The sequence below is a fragment of the Bradyrhizobium sp. IAR9 genome, assembly GCF_013408065.1.
GTDB lineage: Bacteria > Pseudomonadota > Alphaproteobacteria > Rhizobiales > Xanthobacteraceae > Bradyrhizobium.
This window is the reverse complement of the sequence record NZ_JACBZW010000001.1, coordinates 1008528-1030235: the sequence shown is the minus strand read 5'-3', so window position 1 is coordinate 1030235 and position 21708 is coordinate 1008528. Positions and strand designations below refer to the sequence as shown.

The following is a 21708-nucleotide window of genomic DNA, read 5'->3' as shown; positions in this document are numbered from 1 at the left end:
CAATGAGAAAAGTCGGAATTGGAATCATCGGCTGCGGTGTCATCAGCACCGCCTACCTCAAGGCGGCGCAACGCTTCCCGGTCATGGAGGTCAGGGCGCTCGCCGATATGCGCAGTGAAGTCGCGGAGCGGCAGGGTGCCGTTTTCGGGCTGCCGGCGATGCGGGTCGATCAATTACTCAAACGCGATGACGTCGAGGTCGTCATCAATCTCACGGTGCCGCTGGCACACACTGATGTCAGTCTCGCGGTGCTGAATGCCGGAAAGCATGTCCATTCCGAGAAGCCGCTCGGCATCAACGCCGCCGAAGCCCGCAAGGTGATCGATCTCGCCGCACAGAAGAACCTGCGCGTCGGCTGCGCGCCCGACACGTTCCTTGGCGGCGGGCACCAGACCGCCCGCAAGCTGATCGACGACGGTGCGATCGGCACGCCGGTGGCGGGCAGTGCCTTCTTCGGCTGCCCCGGCCATGAGCGCTGGCACCCGGCGCCGGGCTTCTATTACTTGCGCGGCGGCGGGCCGATGCTCGACATGGGGCCGTACTACATCACCGATCTCGTGCAATTGCTCGGCCCGGTCGCGAGCGTGATGGGCTCAACCGCGCGGCCGAAATCGGAGCGCCTGGTCACCAGCCAGCCGATGAACGGCACGCTGATCCCGGTCGAGGTTTCGACCCATGTCGCGGGCACGCTTGAATTCGAGAGCGGAGCAGTCATCTCGATCGCGATGAGCTTTGATGTACCGAAGCACCGGCACGCGCCGATCGAGATCTATGGCGACAAGGGCAGCCTGCAGGTGCCGGACCCGAACCGCTTCGGCGGCGAGGTGCACCTCGCCAGGACCGGTGGCGAGTGGGAAGCAATGCCATTGACGCACGGCCATGTCGAAGGCGAGTTCCGCTCCATCGGGGTCGCCGACATGGCGTCCGCGATCCTGAACAACCGACCGCACCGCGCCAGCGGCGCGCTTGCGTTCCACGTGCTGGAGGTGATGGAGGCGTTCCAGACCTCCGCCGATGAAGGGCGCCGCGTCAAGATCGAGAGCAGCGTCGAGCGGCCGGCGATGCTGCCGGCGGGACGTGAAACGGGACAGATCGACTGAGGAAATGACCATGCGCAAGGCAATGATTGTATGGGGCGGCTGGCCGGGACACGATCCGGATCTCTGCGCCTCGATGATTCGCGGCTGGCTGAGGGCGGAAGGCTTCGAGGTGCGGATCGAGACGACGACGGCGGCATTCGCCGATCCCGCGATCCATGACATGTCGCTGATCATCCCGATCTACACGATGTCGAAGATCGAGAAGGCGGAAGCGCTCAATCTCTGCGCTGCGGTGCGGAGCGGCGTCGGGCTCGCCGGCCATCATGGCGGCATGTGCGATGCGTTCCGCGATTCCGTCGACTACCAGTTCATGTGCGGCGGGCAGTGGGTTGCCCATCCCGGCAACATCATCGACTACAAGGTCGACTTGACGAAGCCGGATGACCCCATCATGAAGGGCCTGAACAGTTTCGAACATCGTTCCGAGCAGTATTACATGCATGTCGACCCCGCCAACGAGGTGCTGGCGACGACGACCTTCACCGGCGAGCACGCGCCGTGGATCGAGGGTGTGGTGATGCCCGTGGTCTGGAAGAAGCGCTACGGCGCGGGCAGGGTGTTCTATTCTTCGCTCGGCCACCGTGCCTACGAGCTCGACGTGCCGGAGATCCGGACACTGATGACCCGCGGCATGCTGTGGGCGGCGCGCGAATGACGGGTGGGGCGACGCAGCCGGTGATTCGTGCCACGCTCGAGGACGTCGCGCGTGCGGCCGGCGTTTCGCTTGCGACCGTCGATCGAGTCGTCAACCGGCGCGAGGGCGTGCGCGCCAAGACCGTCGCGCGTGTCGAGGCCGCGGTGGCAAAACTCGGCTATCGCGCCGACGTCGCGGCCGCGCGGCTCGCCCGTGGGCAAACATTCCGCTTCGCCTTCGTGCTGCCGACCGGCAGCAACAGCTTCATGACCAATCTGAGCGAGCAGGTCCTGCGCACCGCGGACTGGCTAGCCGGCCAGCGCGGCTTCATCGACATTCTCCATGTCGATGTGTTCGATGCGGATGTGCTTGCCGGCGCGCTGGAGACCCTGTCGCCGGCCTACCAGGGCGTTGCCGTCATCGCGCTCGATCATCCCAGGGTTCGGGCCGCGATCGACGAGCTCGTCGGACGCGGGGTCGCCGTGGTGACCCTCGTGTCGGACGCGCCAAGTTCGCGCCGCCTGCACTATGTCGGCATCGACAATCCCGCCGCAGGCCGCACTGCCGCGACGCTGATGGGGCGCTTCCTCGCCGGGCGCGAGGGGACGGTCGCGGTGATCGCGGGGTCGCTGTCGCTGCGCGATCACACCGAACGGCAGTTCGGTTTCCACCAGATCCTGTCCAGCGAGTATCCGAACCTGCCCGCGCTGCCGGTCATCGAGGGCCGCGACGATAGCGATCGCACACGGGAGCTCACGGCCGCGCTGCTGGCGCGCCATGCAGATCTTCGCGGCATATACTGCTGCGGTGCCGGAAACCGCGGCATCGCCGATGCGCTCGAGGCTTCGGGCCGCGCTCGCGAAGTGGTCTGGATTACCCATGAGCTGACCCAATACACACGGCGTTTCCTGGTTCGCGGCACCCTCGATGCCGTGATCAATCAGGATCCCGGGCACGAGGCGCGCTCCGCGGCACGCATTCTGCTCGCGCACTGTTCGGGCGAGCCAATCAGCGCCGATCAGGAGCGCATCCGCATCGACATTTTTCTGCGGGACAATCTGCCGTAACGCGAGCTCATACCGCGAGCGCCGCAGCGTTGAGCCTGGCGCGGGCCGGTCAGCGAGCGAGCTTTGGGCGAGCAGAGCGCGGATAGCGGATCACGCGGAAGAGGCTGACGACTACCCAAAAGCTGTAAGTCACATCGGCTCGATGCCGATCTTCTTGATGATCCCGGCCCATTTCTTGGTTTCCGCGGTCATGAAATCCTTAAGACCTCGGGGGTCCATCACCAGGGGCTCGGCGCCCTGCTCCACCAGGAGGGTGCGCACCTTCGGATCGTTCATGGCTTCGATCATGGCGGCATAGAGCTTGTCGATAACGGCGGTGCCCGTGCCCGCGGGCGCGAGCAGGGCAAGCCACGCCGCGCTCTCGTAATCCTTCAGGCCAGCCTCGGCCGCGGTCGGCACGTCCGGCAGCGCCGTCATGCGTTTGTCGCTGGCAACCGCGAGCGGGCGCGCGTCGCCGCTCCTGATCAGACCGATGACGTTCGGCAAGAGCTGGAAGCCCAGTGGGACTTGGCCCGCGATGAAGTCCGGCGTGTAAGCGGCGATGTTGCGGTAAGGAACGTGGGTTATCTCGGTGCCCGTGAGCTGCTCGAAATAGGCGGCCGCGAGGTGCTGCGACGAGCCGACTCCGACCGTCCCGTAGTTCAGCTCCCGCGGGCGCGCCTTGGTGTACTCGATCAGCTCGCGCAGCGATTTTGGCGGCAGCCTCGAATTGATCACAATGACATTCGGCAGCGTGGCAAACAGCCCGATCGGGGCAAGATCCTTCAGCGGATCGTAGGGCAGCTCCTTGTACAATGATCGGTTCGCGGCTAGTGGGCCGGAGGTGCTCATCAGCAGCGTGTAGCCGTCCGGGGCGGCATGTGCAGCGGCCGCGGTACCGATATTCCCGCCGGCTCCAGGGCGATTGTCGACCACGAAGGCCTGTCTCAATGACGCCGACATGCGGTTAAGCAGGATGCGCGTGATGACGTCGCTGGCGCTGCCGCCTGCGAAGGGCACGAGCACCTGGATCGGACGCGCGGGGTAGTCTTGCGCTTGCGCAGGACGCAGCCCGGTGGCGGAGAGAGCTGCGCCCAGGCCGAGCGAGAGCAAAGACCTGCGGTCAGGGTGAAATCCTTCAACGCGCGGCGCTGTGCCGTCCGTGATCTTGCTGTGACCGAACCTTGCCATCTCGGACTGAATCTCCCGACCGTGTCTTGTTCTGCAAGCCTTGGGAGCGTCCGTGACAAGAATGTCCGGGAGGAGCGCCAGGCCGCGATTTTCTGCGTCTGGACCGTAGTTAGCGGCTTGACGTGACCGTCATGCCGGCTCGTCTCGAAACTTACCAACCCGTCTCATTTTGCAACGGGCGCGACATCTTGTCCGAATGAGCGTTCGGAATTCAGGAAATAATCTTCCCAGCCTTGCGACGCCGCTTGCGGGATGACGAGGCTGCGCCGCCGGAGCCAGGTTCAGCCAACTCCTTTGCCACCGCTGCGGCCTGCGCCAGATCGTGGCTGATGACGTCCAGCACGGCCTTGGCGGCAACCGAGACCGCTCGCCGCGGGTGATGCACCCAGGCGATCGAGCGAACGATCCGTTGCGCGTCGAAACGATGGGCTCGAATGGTTCCGCTTGCCAGTGATTGCCGGAGCGCGATGGTAGGCAGCACGGTCGCGAAGTCGGTGGTCGCGATCACGTCGCAGAGGGCGGGCAGCGTGTCGAGCTCCAGGCGCGGCCGCAGGTCGATGCCGAGGGCTGCGGCGTGCTCATCGAGGATCAGCCGCAGTCCGTGGCGCTTCGATGGTAGCACCAGATCGAAATTCGCGATGTGGTCGAAGCGCAGTTTTGCGGGCGGCTTGATCGGGCCGTCCTTGCGGCAGGCGAACACCATTTCCTCGTCCATGATGTGATGCGCCGCGAGCGGCGTCCTTCGGCGCGGCACGTTGATCAGCGCGAAATCGAGCTGGCCGCTGTTGACCCAGTCGACCAGCGTTTCGGTGTAGCCTTCGCACGCGGAGAGGATGATCTCGGGATAGCGGCGCGCGACCGTCGCCGACGAGCTTGCCATGGTGCTCTGCGCGACCGAGGTGATGAGGCCGACCGAGACGCGGCCCGAAATCCGCCCGCCGATCTGGGCCATCTCCTGGCGCGCATACTCGGCATCGCGCACGATAGGCGCCGTCAGCCGCACCAGCGCCTCGCCGGCGCTGGTCAGCGTCATGCCCTGGACGCTGCGGTCGAACAGCTTTTGGCCAAGCTCGGCCTCGAGCTTGGCGATTTGCATGCTGAGCGCCGGCTGCACGATGTTGAGCCGGCGCGCGGCCCGCGTGACGTTCTTTTCATCGGCCAGGCACAGGAAATATTGCATCTGCCTGAGTTCCACGACGCTAGTCCTTCGTTCGCCAACTCGCTCGCGATCCATCATCTCTGATGATGAATGATATAATCAATCATTATTTGTTGTGATGGCAGAGATTGCCTAGTTTTGCGGCCGGCCACGTGACCTCGAGGGTACGTGCCTACGGGAGCGAAATCAGACATATGCAGCACGCAGCGCCCAAGCGCATGATCATCGGCATCTCCGGCGCCTCGGGCGTCACCTATGGCGTGCGCCTGCTGCAACTCCTGCGCAATGCCGGCGTCGAGACTCACCTGGTGATGTCGAGGACGGCCGAGCAGACCTTTGCCTACGAGACCGACCTGAAGATCGCGGAGGTGAGGGCGCTCGCCAATGTCAGCCATGCGATCGACGACATGGCTTCGGCAATCTCGAGCGGCTCGTTCCGTACCGCCGGCATGATCGTGGCGCCGTGCTCGATGCGCTCGATGTCCGAGATCGCCTCGGGCGTCACCACGACGCTTTTGACCCGCGCCGCCGATGTTGTGCTCAAGGAGCGCCGGCGCCTGGTGCTGATGGTGCGCGAGACCCCGCTGCACTCCGGGCATCTCAGGACGATGACGGCCCTATCAGAGATGGGCGCGATCATCGCGCCACCTGTGCCCGCCTTCTACGCAAAACCCGAGAATCTCGACGACATGGTCGAGCACACCGTCGGCCGGGTGCTCGACCTCTTCGATATCGATATGGGCGTGGTGCGCCGCTGGGGCGAGGACGAAGCGCTCAAGCGCCGCTCGCCGTCGCTGCGCAAGATCGCGCCCTGACCCGAACGCCCGAGGAGAGATAGGTCATATGCGAATGCAAAATTCGGCGAGGCAAAATTCGGCGAAGAGCTCGAACGCACCGGCCGATCTGCGTGCCTGGCTCGCTTACCTCGCCGAGCGCGGCAAGCTCGCGATTGCCCGCGAGGGCATTGCGCTGACCGATGAGCTCGCCGCTATCGCGAAGCGGCTGGAGCGCGACAGCGCGGTGCTGTTCCCGCGCCCCGACGGGCACGAAATTCCCGTCATCGCCAACCTGTTTGCCGGCCGTGATTGGGTCGCCGATTCCATCGGCGTCACCGAGGACCAGTTGCTGCCACGATTCCTTGCTGCCGCAAGCAATCCGCTGCCGACCCGCGAAGTTCCCGACGGTCCAGTGCAAGAGGTCGTTCACGACGACGTTGATCTGCTCCGACAGCTTCCAGTGCCGAAGCACAATGAACGCGATAGCGGTCCCTATATCACGGCCGGCCTGCTGATCGCCCGCAATCCGAGGACCGGCGTTCAGAACGTTTCGATTCATCGTTGTCAGGTCAGCAGCAGGAATCGTATCGGCGTTCTGCTACTGCCGCGGCACACTTTCTCTTACTATCGTCTCGCGGAGGAGCTGGGCCAAGCGCTGGAGATCGCTATCGTCATCGGCGCGCATCCGGCGCTGCTGCTGGCTTCGCAGGCGATTGCTGCGCTTGACGAGGACGAGATGGCGATTGCGGGCGCGCTGCTCGGCTCGCCCGTGGACGTCGTCAAATGTCGCACCAATTCGGTTCGCGTTCCCGCCCATGCGGAGATCGTGATTGAAGGACGGATTCTGCAAGGCGTACGCGAGCCGGAGGGTCCGTTCGGGGAATTCCCGCAATATTACGGCCCGCGCGCCAATCGCGAGGTGATCGAAGTCGATGCGATCACGCATCGCGCAGCGCCGATCTTCCATACCATCGTCGGCGGCGGCTTCGAGCACCTGATCCTCGGCGGCGTGCCGCGCGAAGCGACGCTGCTCCAGCATCTGCGCCGCAGCTTCCCGTCCGTGCTGGATGTTCGCCTCACGCGCGGCGGCACCTGCCGCTACCATCTCGCGATCAAGATGGACAAGACCAATGACGGCGAGCCGAAGAACGTCATGATGTGCGCCTTCGGCGCGCATTACGACATCAAGCAGGTGGTTGTGGTCGACAAGGATGTCGATATCTCTTCCTCCGAGGAGATCGAATGGGCGGTGGCGACGCGCTTCCAGGCCGACCGCGATCTCATGGTCGTCGCCGGCGCGCTCGGCTCGAAACTTGATCCGACCACGGATGACGGTATCGGCGCCAAGATGGGCCTCGACGCGACCGCGCCGGTCAGGGCGTCCGAGCTCGCCTTCAAGCGCATCCGCGTCAAGGGCGAGGAGGACGTCGACCTGGCCAAGGCGCTGCAGGCCGATCCGGGCGCTGCGGTCGCGCGCCTTCTTGCGGAGGCGCGGATGTGAGCGGGTTACCGCCGCGGAAGCGGCTTGCGTCCGTTTGCGCCGTTGGAATATGTAGCTGGGGCGGCCTATAGTGCCGCACCAGCAAGGCAACCATTTTGCGGCGCAACGCCGGGAGGAAGAAACTGATGTCGACGGCCCTGCGCATCGCTCATGGCGCTTTCGGCAGGGTCGCTCTGCTCGACATGGACCGTTCGCTGGTCCGCCACGCTCATCATCACTGCCACGTCCTGCTCAAGGTCGAGGGCGCCGACACCCAGTTTCTGGTCGGCGACCAGGTCACGCCGCTCACGGACACGGCCGCCGTTCTGGTCGACGGCTGGAAGCCGCATGCCTATGTGCATGACGTCAATCGCCCGCGTACGCTCATCATGGCGCTTTATATCGAGCCGGAATGGCTGAAGGAGTTCCGGCCCGGATGGGCCGCGAGCGGCGCGCCGGGCTTTTTCGAGCGGCCCTCGGGCGAAGTCTCGCCGCGCATTCGGCAACTCACGCTGCATCTTGCGGCCGAAATGATGGCGAATCCCGATGCGGTGCGAACCCACGAGCAGACCCTTTCGGACCTCATGATCACGGTGATCGAGCGCTTCACGCCCTGGCGCAGCTTTCCGACCTCGATCCGCGGCATGAGCGCCGTGAGCTGCGACTGGCGGATCCGCCGCGCGATGGACGCGATGCGCGTGAACGATTCCTACGCCAACGTCGATCAGTTCGTGAAGGGCGCGGGCCTGTCGCGCGCGCAGTTCTTCCGCCTGTTCGAGACCTCGCTCGGCGTTTCGCCAAAGCTTTACCTCAACGTCGTCCGTATGGAGCGGGCGCTCGACGCGGTGATGCGCGAGGACACGCCGCTCGGCGAGCTCAGCGAGCGCTTTGGTTTTCCGGAGCCTGCGCATTTCACGCGCTTCTTCCGCGATCATGCCGGTGTCAGCCCGCGCGAGTTTCGCAACGTCTCGCGACTCGCGGGCTGATCCTTGCGGGTTGATATTGCGCTGCACGCTCTCGAATGAGACGATTTGGTAAGTCGTGAGAGCGGGCGGTATGGCCCTCGCGCCTCCTGTCCTGACAAACGTCGCCGTCGCGTCAGAGAACGCGTCGGGAGGTATGCCGGGACATGGTGCAGGCCGCGGTTCAATCCGCAAATTCGGTTGATCAGGGTGGCGACAAGCCGTGGGTCGGGCGTTCAATCGAGCGTGTCGAGGATGCCACGCTGCTCAGCGGTCGCGGCCGCTTCATCGACGATCTCGGCGTCCAGCCCGGCACGCTGCATGCGACGATCCTGCGCTCGCCGCACGCCCACGCCGATATTGTTTCGATCGACGTTGAAGCGGCCAGGCGGCTGCCGGGCGTTGCCGCGGTCCTGACCGGCGAGCAGATCAAGGCGGTCACCACAAGTCTCGTCGTCGGCGTGAAGGCGCCGGTCGAGTGCTGGCCGATCGCGGTCGAGCGTGTGCGCTATGTCGGCGAACCGGTCGCCGTGATCGTGGCGACTGATCGTGCCCGTGCTGAAGATGCAGCCGAACTCATCAATGTCGCGTATCGCCCGCGAGCGGCCACAGTCGACCCGCTCGGGGCGATAGCACCGGGTGCACCGGTCCTGCACGACGGTTTTCCCGGCAATCTCGCCAGCGACCGCGCGTTCCACTACGGCGATCCTGAAAAAGCGTTTGCGGATGCGCCGCATCGCTTCTCCATCGACATCCGCTATCCCCGTAACTCCTGCACGCCGATCGAGACTTATGGCGTCGTCGCCTCGCATGATGCCGGCGAGGATGCCTTTGAGGTTCTCGCGAATTTTCAGGGGCCGTTCAGCATTCACACCGTGATTGCGCGTGCACTGAAGGTGCCGGGCAATCGGCTGCGGCTGCGCACGCCGCCGGATTCCGGCGGCAGCTTTGGCGTCAAGCAGGGCGTGTTTCCGTACATCGTTCTGATCGCGGCTGCTGCGCGCGTCACGGGCCGGCCGGTGAAGTGGATCGAGGATCGGCTCGAGCATCTCACCGCGTCGGTGTCAGCGACCAACCGCGCGACGACATTGGCCGCGGCGGTTGCGGCCGACGGCAAGATTCTCGCGCTCGACTGGGACCAGGTCGAGGATTGCGGCGCGCATCTGCGCGCGCCCGAGCCCGCCACGCTCTACCGCATGCACGGCAACATGACGGGGGCCTATGACATCAACCACGTCAGGATTCGCAACCGCGTCGTGGTCACCAACAAGACACCGACCGGCCTCAACCGCGGCTTTGGCGGGCCGCAGGTCTATTTCGCGCTGGAACGCCTGGTGCAGCGCATCGCGATCGGGCTCGGTCTCGATCCGCTCGATGTCATCAAGCGCAATCTGATCGAGGCAGGTGCCTTTCCCTATCGTACCGCAACCGGCGCGTTGCTCGATTCCGGCAACTACCAGGACGCGATCGCGCGCGCGGTCGAGCAGGGCAGGCTTGCGGAACTGAAGGCGCGGCGCGACGCGGCGCGGGCAGAGGGGCGTCTCTACGGGATCGGTTTCACGGCGGTGGTGGAGCCCAGCGTCTCCAATATGGGTTACATCACAACGGTGCTGACCGCGGCCGAGCGCCGCAAGGCCGGGCCGAAGAACGGGGCGCAGGCGACCGCCACTGTCGGCCTCGATCCGGTCGGCAGCGTCACTGTTCACGTCGCCTCCGTGCCGCAGGGGCAGGGCCATCGCACCGTGCTGTCGCAGGTGGTCGCCGACGTCTTCGGCCTTGAGCCGAAAGACATCCGGGTCAACACCGAGATCGACACTGCCAAGGACGCCTGGTCGATCGCGTCGGGCAACTATGCCAGCCGTTTTGCTGCGGCGGTGGCGGGCACCGCCAAGATCGCGGCCGAGCGCGTCGCCGGCCGTCTCGCCCGTATTGCTGCCAGCCAGCTCAACGTCGAGGCCGCGGACATCGAGTTCGCGAAAGGTTTCGTGGCCTCAAAACACAATCCGGAGAACCGGATCGCGTTCTCGCGTGTCGCAGCGCTCAGTCATTGGTCGCCGGGCTCGCTGCCTGACGATGCCGGCCAGACCATCCGTGAGACCGTGTTCTGGACGCCGCCGGAGCTGACGCCGCCCGGCGAGGACGACCGCATCAACTCCTCGCTGTGCCATGGCTTCATCTTCGACTTCTGCGGCGTCGAGATCGACCGCACCACTCTGCAGACGCGGATCGACCGCTACGTCACCATGCACGATTGCGGCACCATCCTCCATCCCGGCATGGTCAATGGCCAGATCCGTGGCGGCTTCACCCAGGCGCTCGGTGCCGCGCTCTACGAGGAATATGCCTACGCCGAGGACGGCAGTTTCCTCACGGGAACGCTCGCGGACTATCTGCTGCCGACCACCACCGAGGTGCCGGAGCCCGAGATCTTCCACATGGAGACGCCATCGCCGTTCACGCCACTCGGCGCGAAAGGCGTCGGCGAAGGCAATTGCATGTCGACGCCGGTCTGCCTCGCCAACGCGGTCGCGGACGCGCTCGGCGTTGCCGACATCACGTTGCCGCTGGTGCCCGCGCGGCTTGCCGAGCTGGTGCGCGGCGCCGAGCCGCCGCCTCCCGCGGATGGCGTGGCCGCGGCGCCTGCGCGCGAAGCAGATCGGCGGCTTCGCGGCGAAGGGCAGGCCTCGGTGAGAGAGACGCCCGGGCAGGTTTGGGCCATGCTGCTGGATCCCGCCACGCTCCAATCGATCATTCCCGGCTGCCAGCGCGTCGACAAGATCACCGATACGCATTTCCGCGCGGATGTCACGCTCGGCATCGGCCCTGTCACCGGGCGCTACCGCGCCGACGTGGAGCTGTTCGATCTGGATCCGCCGCGCGCGGTCACCTTGCGCGGCGGCGCCACCGGCGCGCTCGGCTTCGGCAGCGCTGAGGGGCGCGTCACGCTCGCGCCCGACGGCAGCGGTCGGACGAAGCTGACCTACAGCTATGACGCCGCGATCGGCGGCAAGATCGCAAGCATCGGCGGCCGGCTGCTCGACGGCGCGACGCGGGTGATCATCGGCCAGTTCTTCGCAGCGCTCGCCCGCAGGGCCGGCGGTGGTGGTGCGTCGGGCGGCTTCTCGCTGTTGGCTCTGCTGGCGAAGGTCGCCGGCCTGTTCGGGGGGCGCCGATGAAGCCGCCCGCATTTGACTATCTCCGCGCCGAGACCGTCGGCGAAGTCCTCGACGGGCTGGCGCAACAAGGCGGCGATGCCCGTGTGCTCGCCGGCGGACAGTCGCTGATGGCGATGCTCAACATGCGCCTGGCCAAGCCGAAGCTTCTGATCGACATCATGCGGATCCCGGAGCTCCGCAAGATCGAGCGGAAAACTGATGCCGTCGTCATCGGTGCCGGCGTGCGCCAGGCCGATCTGCTGGCCTGGCCGGATCTGGCCGAGGCATTGCCGCTGGTGGCGCTGGCGCTGCCCTGCGTCGGTCACATGCAGACCCGCAGCCGCGGCACCATCTGCGGCTCGCTCGCGCATGCCGATCCCAGCGCCGAGATGCCGCTCGCGCTGGTTGCGCTCGGCGGCGAGGTGCTTTTGCGCAGTGCCAGGCGTCGTCGCCGCGTCGCGGCCAGGGATTTCTTCGCCGGCATGATGCTGACGGCGCGCAGCGACGACGAGCTGATCGAGGGCATCTCGCTCCCGGTCATCAATGGATCTCGCTTCGCGTTCCGCGAGGTCGCGCGCCGGCACGGCGATTTTGCCATCGTGGCCTGCGCCGCGATGAAGACGCCATCCGGCGTCCGCCTCGCGGTCGGTGGCGTTGCGGACGTCCCGACCGCGCGGGATTGGCCGCGACTAGAGGGCAGCGCGCTCGACGATGCCCTCAACGCCTTTGCCTACGAGCTCGGTGCCCGCGACGACGTCCATGCCACCGCGCGCTATCGCCGCGACCTCGTGCGCATGATCGGCCGCGATCTGATCGGCGAGGTTCTGCGATGACCCGTTTCAAATCCGACGCCCGCCATCCCATCCACGTCTCGCTGAATGGCGAGCCCGTCGCGGGGGAAGCCGAACCTCGGACGCTGCTGTCCGACTTCCTGCGGCACCAGTTGGGCGCCACCGGCACCCATGTCGGCTGCGAGCACGGCGTCTGCGGAGCCTGCACGGTCGTCGTCGACGGCATGCTGACCCGTTCCTGCCTCACGCTGGCGGCGCAGGTCGATGGCTGCGAGATCAGGACGGTTGAAGGGCTTGCACCCGCGGCCGATCGTCTCGGCGTACTGCAACAGGCCTTCCGCCGTCACCACGCGCTCCAGTGCGGCTTCTGCGCCGCCGGCATCCTGATGTCGCTCGATCATTATCTCGCCAGGAACCCGGCGCCGACCGAGGCGGAGATTCGCGATCTCCTCAGCGGGCATCTGTGCCGCTGCACCGGCTACACGCCGATCGTCCAGGCGGCCCTCGAAGCCGCCGCCCAGCTCGCTTCATCGAAAAAAGAGACGTCAGATGCTTGATCTCGCCAGCAGCTTCATGGCCAGCGCCGCGCGCGATCCGCGCGCCATCGCTCTGGTCGACGGCGATCTCCGCCTGACCTACCGGCAATGGTACGACAAGATCTCTGCTTTGGTCGCATCCTTGGGCCGCCTGGGCCTCAAACCCGGCGACCACGTCGTCACGCTGCTGCAAAACCGCTGGGAGGCCGCGACGCTGCATTGGGCCTGCCAGTTCGCAGGACTCGTAATCACCCCGATCAACTGGCGCGCCAAGGCCGACGAGCTGGACTTCTGCATCGAGAACGCCGAAGCCCGCGCGGTTTTCTACCAGGATGTTTCTGCCGAGGCGGTGCGGGGTTCGGCGCTCGCTGGCCGGCTGCTACGCGTGTCGGTCGATCCGGGCACAGGCGAGGCGGTCGGCTTTGCTGATCTGATCAGGGGCAGCGCGCTCGACGCCGAGCCGTGCGTCGACTCTGATGCCTGGTCCATCATGCTCTACACGTCGGGCACGACCTCGCGGCCGAAGGGCGTGCCGCGGCGTCATCGCGCCGAGCGTGCCGCGGCGATCGCCCATGTCGCGCAAAATCTCTACGGCCGCGGCGAGCGCACGCTCGGCGTGATGCCGCTCTACCACACCATGGGCGTGCGCTCGTTGCTCGCAATGTCGCTGATCGGCGGCAGCTTCATCTGCCTGCCGCGCTATGACAGCCGCCAGGCGCTGGAGCTGATCGAGCGGGAAGGGATCACCAATCTCTATCTGGTGCCGACGCTCTATCACGATCTCGTCCATCACGAGGGCTTTGCCCGGACCAATGTCTCCAGCGTGCGCAAGCTCGGCTTTGCCGGCGCCTCGATGACGGATGGCCTGCTGAAGAAGCTGAACGAGGCCTTCAGGCCGGAGCTGTTCGTCAATCATTACGGCAGCTCCGAGATCTACACCTTCACGATCGATCAGAACGCTACGGCAAAACCCGGCTCGGCGGGCAAGGCAGGGCTGAACCAGCACGTCAAGGTCGTGCGCATCGGCGCGCGTTCGGTGACGGAGCTTGCCGCGGTGGGCGAGGAGGGTGAGATCATCGCCACGCTCGCGGGCGACGAAGCCTTTGAGGGCTACTGGCGCCGCCCCGAGGCCGACGCCAAGTCGCTGCGCGAGGGCTGGTATTTCACCGGCGACACCGGCTTTATCGATCCGGACGGCGACCTGTTCGTCACGGGCCGCGTCGACGACATGATCATCACCGGCGGCGAGAACGTCTCGCCGGTCGAGATCGAGAGCTGCCTGTCGCTGCACCCGGCCGTCGACGAGGTCGCGGTGGTTGGCGTCGCCGACGAAAAATGGGGCAAGGTCATCGCCGCCTTCGTCAAGCGCAATCGCAACGTTTCCGAGATCGAGCTGGAGAAGTTCTGCCGCACCTCGGGCCTCGCCAATTTCAAGCGGCCGCGCCGCTACGTCTTCGTCGACGCGATTCCGAAATCGCCGGTCGGCAAGCTGCTGCGGCGCCTGCTCGTCGCCGGAGAATACGAGACCGAGCGCCGGCCGCCATCGGACGCCGCTTGATCGTCACGCATCAACAGAAGGAAGCGAAAATGCCGTCACCCTATACTTTTGCCGATCCTCGGCTCGCCAAGCTCGATGGGTTCAAGGTCGAGATCGATGAGGCGCATGAGCGCGCGGACATCATCCTGGGACGTCCGCCCTACAACGTCGTGGCGATGCCGCAGCGTGACCAGCTCCGGCTGACCTTCGAGACTCTCGACGAGGATCCGCGCGTGCGCATCATCGTGCTGCGCGGAGAGGGCGAGCATTTCTCGAGCGGCGGCAATATCGGAGGCTTCATGGAAGCGAGCCCCGAGCACGTCTCCAAGCTCGCCTGGAACATCGCCGCGCCGGCGCGTTGCGCGAAGCCTGTCATCGTCGCCAATCGCGGCTATTGTTTCGGCGTTGGCTTCGAGCTGTCGCTGGCCTGCGATTTCCGTATCGCCTCGGAGACCACGCAGTACGCGCTGCCCGAGCAGAAGCTCGGCCAGATCCCGGGCTCCGGCGGGTCGGCGCGGCTGCAGAAGATGGTCGGCATCACCCGCACCAAGGACATCGTGATGCGCTCCAAGCGCATCTCGGCGAAGCAGGCGCTGGAGTGGGGCATCGCCACCGAATGCGTGCCCGATTCCGAACTGGAGAGGGCGACCGACAAGCTCGTCGACGAGCTCCGCAGCTTCTCTCCGCTGGCGCAGCGCACCGCCAAGAAACTCCTTAACGACACCGAGGATACGACGCTCGCGATCGCCATCGAGCTCGAAGGCCATTGCTACAGCCGTCTGCGCCAGTCGGAAGATTTCAGGGAAGGCGTCGAGGCCTTCAACGCCAAGCGTCCGCCGAAATTCGCCGGTCGCTGATACGCGACGCAACAAGCTGCCGCGGTTCGCAATGGCGCGGACCGCGGTCTTATTCAAACGGGGAGGGTAAATCAAAATGGCTGAGATGGATATGCCGGTCGCCGGTGCACGGGCATCGAACGATAACAAGCAGATGGTCAATGCGATCATCGCGTCAGTGCTCGGATGGGCACTCGACCTGTTCGATTTGTTCATTCTGCTCTATGTGGCGCCGGTGGTTGGCGCGCTGTTCTTCCCGTCGAGCAATGCGGCGCTGTCGCTCGCCGCGGTCTACGGTTCGTTCGCCGTTACGCTGCTGATGCGACCGCTCGGTTCGGCGGTGTTCGGGCACTACGCCGACGTGCACGGCCGCAAGCAGGCGATGCTGATCGCCATCATCGGCGTCGGCATCAGCACGGCTGCGTTCGGCTTGCTGCCGACCATTGCGCAGGTCGGCGTGATCGCTCCCATCGTGTTCCTGATCCTGCGCCTGGTGCAGGGCGTGTTCGTCGGTGGTGTCGTAGCCTCGACCCACACGATCGGTACGGAATCGGTGCCGCCGCATTGGCGCGGCGCGATGTCGGGCCTGGTCGGCGGCGGCGGCGCCGGCATTGGCGCGCTGCTGGCGTCCTTCATCTTCCTGATCACATCCTCGGTATTTCCCGGAGATGCCTTTGCCGTCTGGGGCTGGCGCTTCATGTTCTTCTCGGGGCTGCTGAGCTCGCTGCTCGGCTGGTTCATCTTCCGTAATCTTGAAGAATCTCCCTACTTCAAGGAGCTCAAGCGCCAGCAGGGCAACAAGCAGGCGAAGGTCTCGAAGGCGCCAGTCAAGGACGTATTGTCCCGCGAGTATCGCGGCGTCCTGCTGATCAACCTGCTCATTACCTTCGGCGGCGGCGCCGGTTATTATCTGACCTCGGGGTACCTGCCGAGCTTCCTGAAGGTCATCAACGCGGTTCCGAACCAGACCTCCTCGCTGATCCTGATGGGCGCCAGCGTCTCGGCGTTCTTCGCCGCGGTGCTGGTCGGCGCGCTGAGCGATCTCATCGGCCGCAAGAAGACGTTCCTGCTGATCGGGGTCCTGGCGGCGGTGCTGTTGCCGCTGTGCTATCTGAACCTCGCCACGACCAAGGACACCACGCAGATCACGCTTCTTGCGCTTGCCATCGCCTTCATCGGCAATGCCGGCTATGCGCCGGTGCTGATCTTCCTGAACGAGCGGTTCCCCACGGCGCTCCGCGCCAGCGGCACCGGCCTGTCCTGGAATATCGGCTTTGCGCTGGGCGGTATGATGCCGACGTTCGTTTCGCTGGTAAGCGGCAGCCCCGCGGAGATTCCGATGTCGCTGGCCTACTTCGCAGTCGGCGTGTTCGTGATCTATTTGATCGGCGCGGTCGTGATCCCCGAAACCAAGGGCAACTTCCGCTGAGCTGGATCGGCGCGGCTGCACCTGCGGCCGCGCCAGCCACTACCCCGCAAGAAACCCGCCATCCACCGCGACCACCGTTCCGGTCGCGTATTGCGAGGCCGGCATGCAGAGGAAGGCGACGGCACCGGCGATGTCCTCGGGCTGGCCCCAGCGCTTGAACGCGGTGCGGTCGGCGATGCGCTGATAATGGGCGCGGTCGGTGCGGCCGGCGGCATTGATCGCGGTTTCGACATAGCCGGGCGCAACGGCGTTGACGCGGATGCCGTCTTCGGCCCACGCCAGGGCCAGCGCCTTGGTCAACATCACGACGCCGCCCTTGCTGGCGCAATAGGCAGGAATCCGCGGCAGAGCCAGAGTTGCATTCATCGAGGCGATGTTGACGATCGATCCTTTCATCTTCGCCAGCTGCGAGCGGAACGCCATGCAGGTCCGGAACGTGCCCGTGAGATTGACGTCGAGCACTTTCATGAAGGTCTCGATTTCGTATTCCTTGTCCCGCGCCAGGATGCCGGCGCAATTGATCAGCGCATCGACGCGTTGGTGCTGCCCGGCGAGTGACGCGACGGCTTCATCGCTCGTGACATCGAGCGTCGTGAGCGCAAGTCCGGCGCGCGGCTTGAGCAGGGAGCGTGCGAGATCGGCGTCATTGACGCCTGTGGCGGTCACCGTCGCCCCGAGGTCGCAGAACTGGTTGCTGATCGCGGCGCCGATGTCGCCGGCGCCACCGATCACGACGGCATGAAAGCCGGGGGTGAGAGAAAAGCTGGCACTCATCGGAAGATCTCATTTCGGGATTGCGGGAGGCGGAGCTGTCGATTCCCGGACCACCAGCGAGAAGTCGATCTCGCGATGCATGATGGTCTGCTCGCCGGCGAGGCTGCGCACCAGATATTCTCCGGCCCGCTGCCAGGTCTCGTCGGTTGGGACGTGGATCGTCGTCAGGCTCGGTCGCAAATGGCGGCTCCAGTCGAGGTCGTCGAAGCCGACGACCGACAGATCACGCGGCACCGAAAAGCCGCTGCGCTCCGCTTCCAACAGGACGCCATAGGCAATGACGTCGTTGCCGCAGACCACGGCCGTCGGGCGATTCTTGAGGTTGAGGAGATGGCGGGCCGCCTCGCGCGCGTCGTCCAGGGTATAGGGCACCTCGACATGCCATTCCGGAGGCAGCTCCAGGCCGTTCTCCGCGAGCGCGCGGCAAAAGCCGGCGACGCGGGCGCCGGCGCGGTCGTTGTTGCGCTGAAGCGCGGAAACGATTCCGATCCGGCGGTGGCCGAGCTCGATGACATGCCCGGCCGCCCGATGGGCGGCGGCCTCGTTGTTCGTGCCGACGCAAGGGTAGGGCCGGTCGGGCTGATAGATCCCGACATTGATGAAAGGCACTGCATTGTCCGCGAGTAGCTTGCGCAACCCCTCGTGATGGCAGTCGCCCCGCAGCACGAGGCCATCGACGCCGCGGCCGATCAGGTTGCGGGCCTGTTGCAGCTCGACGTCGAGATCGTATCCGCTCGTGGTGAGAAACAGCATGTAACCCACCGAGGAGAGGTATTTTTGCAGCGAGGCGATGCCGCGCGCGAACATCGTGTTGTCGATCGTCGGCACGATCGCGCCAAGCGTACGCGATCGCCGCGATGACAGAATGCGGGCCGGCGCATGCGGGATGTAACCGACGGCTTCGATTGCCTGCGCGATGCGCGCGCGCAGGGACGGGCTCACCGCATCGGGATTGTTGAGCGCACGCGAGACCGATGCCGTCGACACGCCGGCTCGTGCCGCGACGGCGCGGATGCCTTGCTTCGTCAATTTGGCGGACGGTGCGTTCATAATGTAACGTTACAATATCGTCCCACGAGCGAGGTAAGCAGAATAGTTGCGATAATGCCGCACAAAAGATCGATTGTCTATCGCTTGACAGAGGTGCGTTGGCGCTTAGGATGTAACCGTTTTCAGAAAGTGCCGACAGCATAATGCGGCCAGCGGGAGGAGAGTTCGATGAAAGTCAGCATGCTCGCGACGCGCGTCGCGTTGCCCGTTCTTGCGATTGCCGCCGTCAGCGCGCAGGCGCGCGCAGCCGATTTCGACTGGATGAAGTTCAAGGGCAAGACCGTCACCTTTCTCGCCAACAACAATCCGGTTTCGCAGGCGCTGCTCACCTATAAGGCCGATTTCGAGAAGCTGACCGGCATGACCCTCAAGGTCGACGGCTATCAGGAACAGCAGATGCGCCAGCGTCTGGTCACCGTCATGAACGCGAACAGCGACGAGGTCGATGTGTTCATGACGCTGCCCTCGCGCGAAGGCGAGCAATTCGCCGCTGCCGGCTGGTACGGCGATCTCACCGCGATGGCCAAGAACGAGGTCGCCAAGGACTACGATCCGGCGGGGTTGAGCCAGGCCTTGCTGAAGGCCGCGACGTTCGGCGGCAAGCTGACCAGCATGCCAATGAACATCGAGGGCCCGATTTTCTATTACCGAACCGATATCTTCAAGAAGTGCGGCCTCGAGGCGCCGAAGACCATCAAGGACGTCGAGGCCGCCGCCGAGAAGATCAAGACCTGCGACAGCACGGTGACGCCGTTCGTCTCGCGTGGCCTCAAGCCTGCGATCGCCTACACCTTCAGCAACATGCTGCACAATATCGGCGGCACGTATATCGCGAGCGGCAAGTCGAGCCTGTGCTCGGCCAAGGGCAAGGAGGCGCTTGACACCTATAGCCGGTTGCTGCGCGACTTCGGACCGCCCGGCGTCGTCAATTATAGCTTCCAGCAGATTTCGGCGCTGTATCGCGGCGGCCGCGCGGCGATGGCGTTCGAATCCTCGAATGAATTGCGCACGGTGATGGAAGGCGGCGCGCGCCTGAAGGACACTGGCCTGTTGCCGTTCCCGGCGGGCGAGGCCGGCCAGGTGCCGACCACGATCGGCTGGGGCATGGCGGTGTCCTCGCACAGCAAGCAGCCCGATGCGGCCTGGTACTTCGTGCAGTGGGCGACGAGCCCCGAGGTGCAGAAGAAGATGGCTCTGCAGGGCATTGCCCCGCCGCGTCCGTCCGTCGCCAACGACCCCGAATATCGCAAATGGATCGACGAGGAGCCGGTGCGCAAGGAATGGCAGGCCGCGCTCGATGTGCTCGCCACCAAGGGCTCGTCCGAAGTCGGCTATCCCATCGTCGCCAATCCGCAATCGCGGGAGTTCATTGGTCAGGCGGTGCAGGATTTGATCCTGAAGCAGAAGACCGTCGATCAGGCTTGTGCGGACGCCGACAAGGCGCTGGACGCGCTGATCGCGCTGAACTGACCGCCTGGTGCCGGCTGGTGTCCGCGCCGGCCGGCACCTAACTCGATCGAGGACAGGAATACATGTCTGATACGGCTGCGACACTCACGCAGGACCGGCAGAAGCTGGAAATGGCGGCGCTCTCGGCACCGGCCGTGATTTTCACGGTCGCGATGATCGCATTTCCGGTCGTCTATACGATCTGGCTCGGCTTCCAGACTTTCTCTTCGACCGGCAAGCAGTCCTTTGCCGGCCTTGCCAATTACACCAAGCTGATTTCCGACGTCGAGTTCTGGCATGGGTTGTGGATCACCATTGCATTGTTCGTGCTCTCGCTGGTGCTGCAGCTCGTCTTCGGCGTCTGGCTTGCGTTGGTGCTGTTTCATGCCAAGCGCCTTCCTGGGATCGTGCGCTCGCTGTTCATCTCGCCGTTCATGATGCCGCCGGTGGTCGCCGGCATGATGTGGCTCGTGATTCTCGATCCGTCGCTGGGCGCGGCCAATTACATCCTGCAATCGCTCGGCTTGCCGCCATCGGACTGGCTGGCGTCGCCGACATGGGTCATTCCGACGGTCGCGCTGATCGATAGCTGGCAATGGACGCCGTACGTCGCCCTGATCGTGCTCGGCGGCCTGCAATCTCTGCCGCCGAGCGTCTACGAGGCCGCGCAGATCGATGGCGCATCTGCGTTCAAGACCTTCCAGCGCATCACGCTGCCACTGCTGCTGCCGACCATCGTCACTGCAGCCATCCTGCGCAGCGTCGATCTCCTGCGCTTCTTCGACATCATCTACATCACGACCCAGGGCGGCCCCGGCAACGCCTCGAATACGCTCAATATCTACGGCTTCCGGGTCGGCTTCGAGTTCTTCAACATCGGCTATGCCAGCGCGTTGATGCTGACGCTGACCGCGATCGTGTTCGGCGCCGTTCTCGCCTTCAACCGCCTGCGCGGCGCGGTAGCGTGGTGATCTCATGACCGACGCAGTCAACACCGACCGCTGGATACGCTGGCTCAACCTGGTGCAACTCGTGCTGGCCGGCGTTATCATCATGACGCCAACGGTCTGGATGGTGCTGTCCTCCTTCAAGCCGTCCTTCGAGGTGACGGCCTATCCGCCGACCCTGATCTTCACGCCGACGCTGGACAATTATGTCGAGCTGACCAAGACGACGCCGTTCCTGAGCTACGCCCTCAACAGCCTGATCGTGACCGTCGGCTCGACGGCGCTCGGGCTCCTGTTCGGAATCCCGGCCGCGTTCGCCGTCTCCTGGACGCGCATTTCGTGGCCGGCGATCCTGACGCTCGCGGCGCGCATGGCACCGGGAACGCTGTTCCTGCTGCCGTGGTACGTCATGTTCCGGCAGGTCGGCATGATCGGGTCGTACACGGCGCTGATCCTCAGCCACGCGGTGATCACACTCCCGATCGTGATCTGGGTTCTGCTGCCGTCGTTCGACGGCATCCCGCGCAGCGTGTTCGAGGCGGCGCAGGTGGATGGATGCAGCGTCACACGCATCCTCTGGCGCATCGCGCTGCCGCTGGTGGCGTCCGGCATCGCCGTCTCGGCCATACTCGCCTTCGTATTCTCGTGGAACTACTTCCTGTTTGCGCTGGTGCTCTCCAATGGCGACACCAAGACGCTGATCGCGGCTGCCTTCAATTTCATCGGCGAAGGCTCGACGCAATGGGGCGCCCTGATGGCCGCGGCGACGCTGATCGCATTGCCGCCGCTGGTGCTGGCGGCTCTGGTTCAGCGTTGGCTGGTGTCCGGGCTGACGCTCGGCGCGGTGAAAGGTTAG

At 65.0% G+C, this 21708-nt stretch carries 19 protein-coding genes; 15 read left to right on the top strand and 4 right to left on the bottom strand.

The window, feature by feature from the left end:
- Window positions 1-2: 2 nt before the first annotated feature.
- Genes GGD67_RS04875 through GGD67_RS04865 form a run of 3 tightly spaced genes read left to right on the top strand, consistent with a single transcriptional unit; the run spans window position 3 to window position 2801 of the window.
- Window positions 3-1100: a Gfo/Idh/MocA family protein gene (locus GGD67_RS04875; RefSeq protein ID WP_179731195.1), complete on the top strand. Its 1098-nt coding sequence runs from the start codon at window positions 3-5 to the stop codon at window positions 1098-1100.
- Window positions 1101-1110: 10 nt separating this feature from the next.
- Window positions 1111-1755 (top strand): ThuA domain-containing protein, encoded by a 645-nt coding sequence (locus tag GGD67_RS04870; protein WP_028143575.1) that lies wholly within the window; start codon window positions 1111-1113, stop codon window positions 1753-1755.
- Window positions 1752-2801, top strand: a complete 1050-nt coding sequence (locus tag GGD67_RS04865) for a LacI family DNA-binding transcriptional regulator (protein WP_179731193.1) — start codon at window positions 1752-1754, stop codon at window positions 2799-2801. Before GGD67_RS04870 ends, GGD67_RS04865 begins: the two co-directional genes overlap by 4 nt.
- Window positions 2802-2930: 129 nt before the next feature.
- Here GGD67_RS04865 and GGD67_RS04860 read toward each other — a convergent pair whose 3' ends face one another.
- Window positions 2931-3971 carry a tripartite tricarboxylate transporter substrate binding protein gene (locus GGD67_RS04860; protein WP_179731191.1) on the bottom strand — a complete coding sequence of 347 codons (1041 nt, stop codon included), beginning with the start codon at window positions 3969-3971 and terminating at the stop codon, window positions 2931-2933.
- A 211-nt stretch (window positions 3972-4182) separates the two neighbouring features.
- Window positions 4183-5151, bottom strand: coding sequence for a LysR family transcriptional regulator (locus GGD67_RS04855; protein WP_179731473.1), 969 nt, complete (start codon window positions 5149-5151; stop codon window positions 4183-4185).
- Window positions 5152-5324: 173 nt separating this feature from the next.
- Here GGD67_RS04855 and GGD67_RS04850 point away from each other — a divergent pair, with 173 nt between their 5' ends.
- The 9 genes from GGD67_RS04850 to GGD67_RS04810 all read left to right on the top strand — a co-directional run bounded on the left by GGD67_RS04850 (window position 5325) and on the right by GGD67_RS04810 (window position 16632).
- Window positions 5325-5945, top strand: a complete 621-nt coding sequence (locus GGD67_RS04850; protein ID WP_179731189.1) for a UbiX family flavin prenyltransferase — start codon at window positions 5325-5327, stop codon at window positions 5943-5945.
- A gap of 28 nt (window positions 5946-5973) precedes the next feature.
- Window positions 5974-7407, top strand: coding sequence for a UbiD family decarboxylase (locus tag GGD67_RS04845; RefSeq protein ID WP_179731187.1), 1434 nt, complete (start codon window positions 5974-5976; stop codon window positions 7405-7407).
- Between the two features lie 125 nt (window positions 7408-7532).
- A complete protein-coding gene (locus tag GGD67_RS04840; RefSeq protein ID WP_018316067.1) occupies window positions 7533-8372 on the top strand; it encodes a helix-turn-helix transcriptional regulator in 840 nt (279 codons plus the stop codon).
- A gap of 143 nt (window positions 8373-8515) precedes the next feature.
- Window positions 8516-11524: a molybdopterin cofactor-binding domain-containing protein gene (locus GGD67_RS04835; RefSeq protein ID WP_179731185.1), complete on the top strand. Its 3009-nt coding sequence runs from the start codon at window positions 8516-8518 to the stop codon at window positions 11522-11524.
- Entirely contained in the window at window positions 11521-12336 is an 816-nt protein-coding gene (locus GGD67_RS04830) for a xanthine dehydrogenase family protein subunit M (protein ID WP_179731183.1), read from the top strand. The genes GGD67_RS04835 and GGD67_RS04830 overlap by 4 nt, the downstream gene beginning before the upstream one ends.
- Complete coding sequence (locus tag GGD67_RS04825) at window positions 12333-12851, top strand: (2Fe-2S)-binding protein (protein WP_179731181.1); 519 nt, start codon at window positions 12333-12335, stop codon at window positions 12849-12851. Before GGD67_RS04830 ends, GGD67_RS04825 begins: the two co-directional genes overlap by 4 nt.
- On the top strand, window positions 12844-14388 hold the full coding sequence (locus GGD67_RS04820; protein WP_179731180.1) for an AMP-binding protein: 1545 nt from the start codon (window positions 12844-12846) through the stop codon (window positions 14386-14388). The genes GGD67_RS04825 and GGD67_RS04820 overlap by 8 nt, the downstream gene beginning before the upstream one ends.
- Window positions 14389-14417: 29 nt before the next feature.
- Window positions 14418-15224, top strand: coding sequence for an enoyl-CoA hydratase/isomerase family protein (locus GGD67_RS04815; protein WP_179731178.1), 807 nt, complete (start codon window positions 14418-14420; stop codon window positions 15222-15224).
- A gap of 76 nt (window positions 15225-15300) precedes the next feature.
- Window positions 15301-16632, top strand: coding sequence for an MFS transporter (locus GGD67_RS04810; RefSeq protein ID WP_179731176.1), 1332 nt, complete (start codon window positions 15301-15303; stop codon window positions 16630-16632).
- A 39-nt stretch (window positions 16633-16671) separates the two neighbouring features.
- On the opposite strand, the gene GGD67_RS04805 is transcribed toward GGD67_RS04810, so the two are convergent.
- Entirely contained in the window at window positions 16672-17406 is a 735-nt protein-coding gene (locus GGD67_RS04805) for an SDR family NAD(P)-dependent oxidoreductase (protein WP_179731174.1), read from the bottom strand.
- A 9-nt stretch (window positions 17407-17415) separates the two neighbouring features.
- A complete protein-coding gene (locus GGD67_RS04800; RefSeq protein ID WP_179731172.1) occupies window positions 17416-18456 on the bottom strand; it encodes a LacI family DNA-binding transcriptional regulator in 1041 nt (346 codons plus the stop codon).
- 168 nt (window positions 18457-18624) lie between these two features.
- On the opposite strand from GGD67_RS04800, the gene GGD67_RS04795 reads away from it, so the two are divergent.
- From GGD67_RS04795 to GGD67_RS04785, 3 genes are all read left to right on the top strand, one after another.
- Window positions 18625-19926, top strand: a complete 1302-nt coding sequence (locus tag GGD67_RS04795; protein ID WP_179731170.1) for a sugar ABC transporter substrate-binding protein — start codon at window positions 18625-18627, stop codon at window positions 19924-19926.
- A 62-nt stretch (window positions 19927-19988) separates the two neighbouring features.
- Window positions 19989-20876 carry a carbohydrate ABC transporter permease gene (locus GGD67_RS04790; protein ID WP_049814758.1) on the top strand — a complete coding sequence of 296 codons (888 nt, stop codon included), beginning with the start codon at window positions 19989-19991 and terminating at the stop codon, window positions 20874-20876.
- 4 nt (window positions 20877-20880) lie between these two features.
- Window positions 20881-21708, top strand: coding sequence for a carbohydrate ABC transporter permease (locus tag GGD67_RS04785; RefSeq protein WP_179731169.1), 828 nt, complete (start codon window positions 20881-20883; stop codon window positions 21706-21708).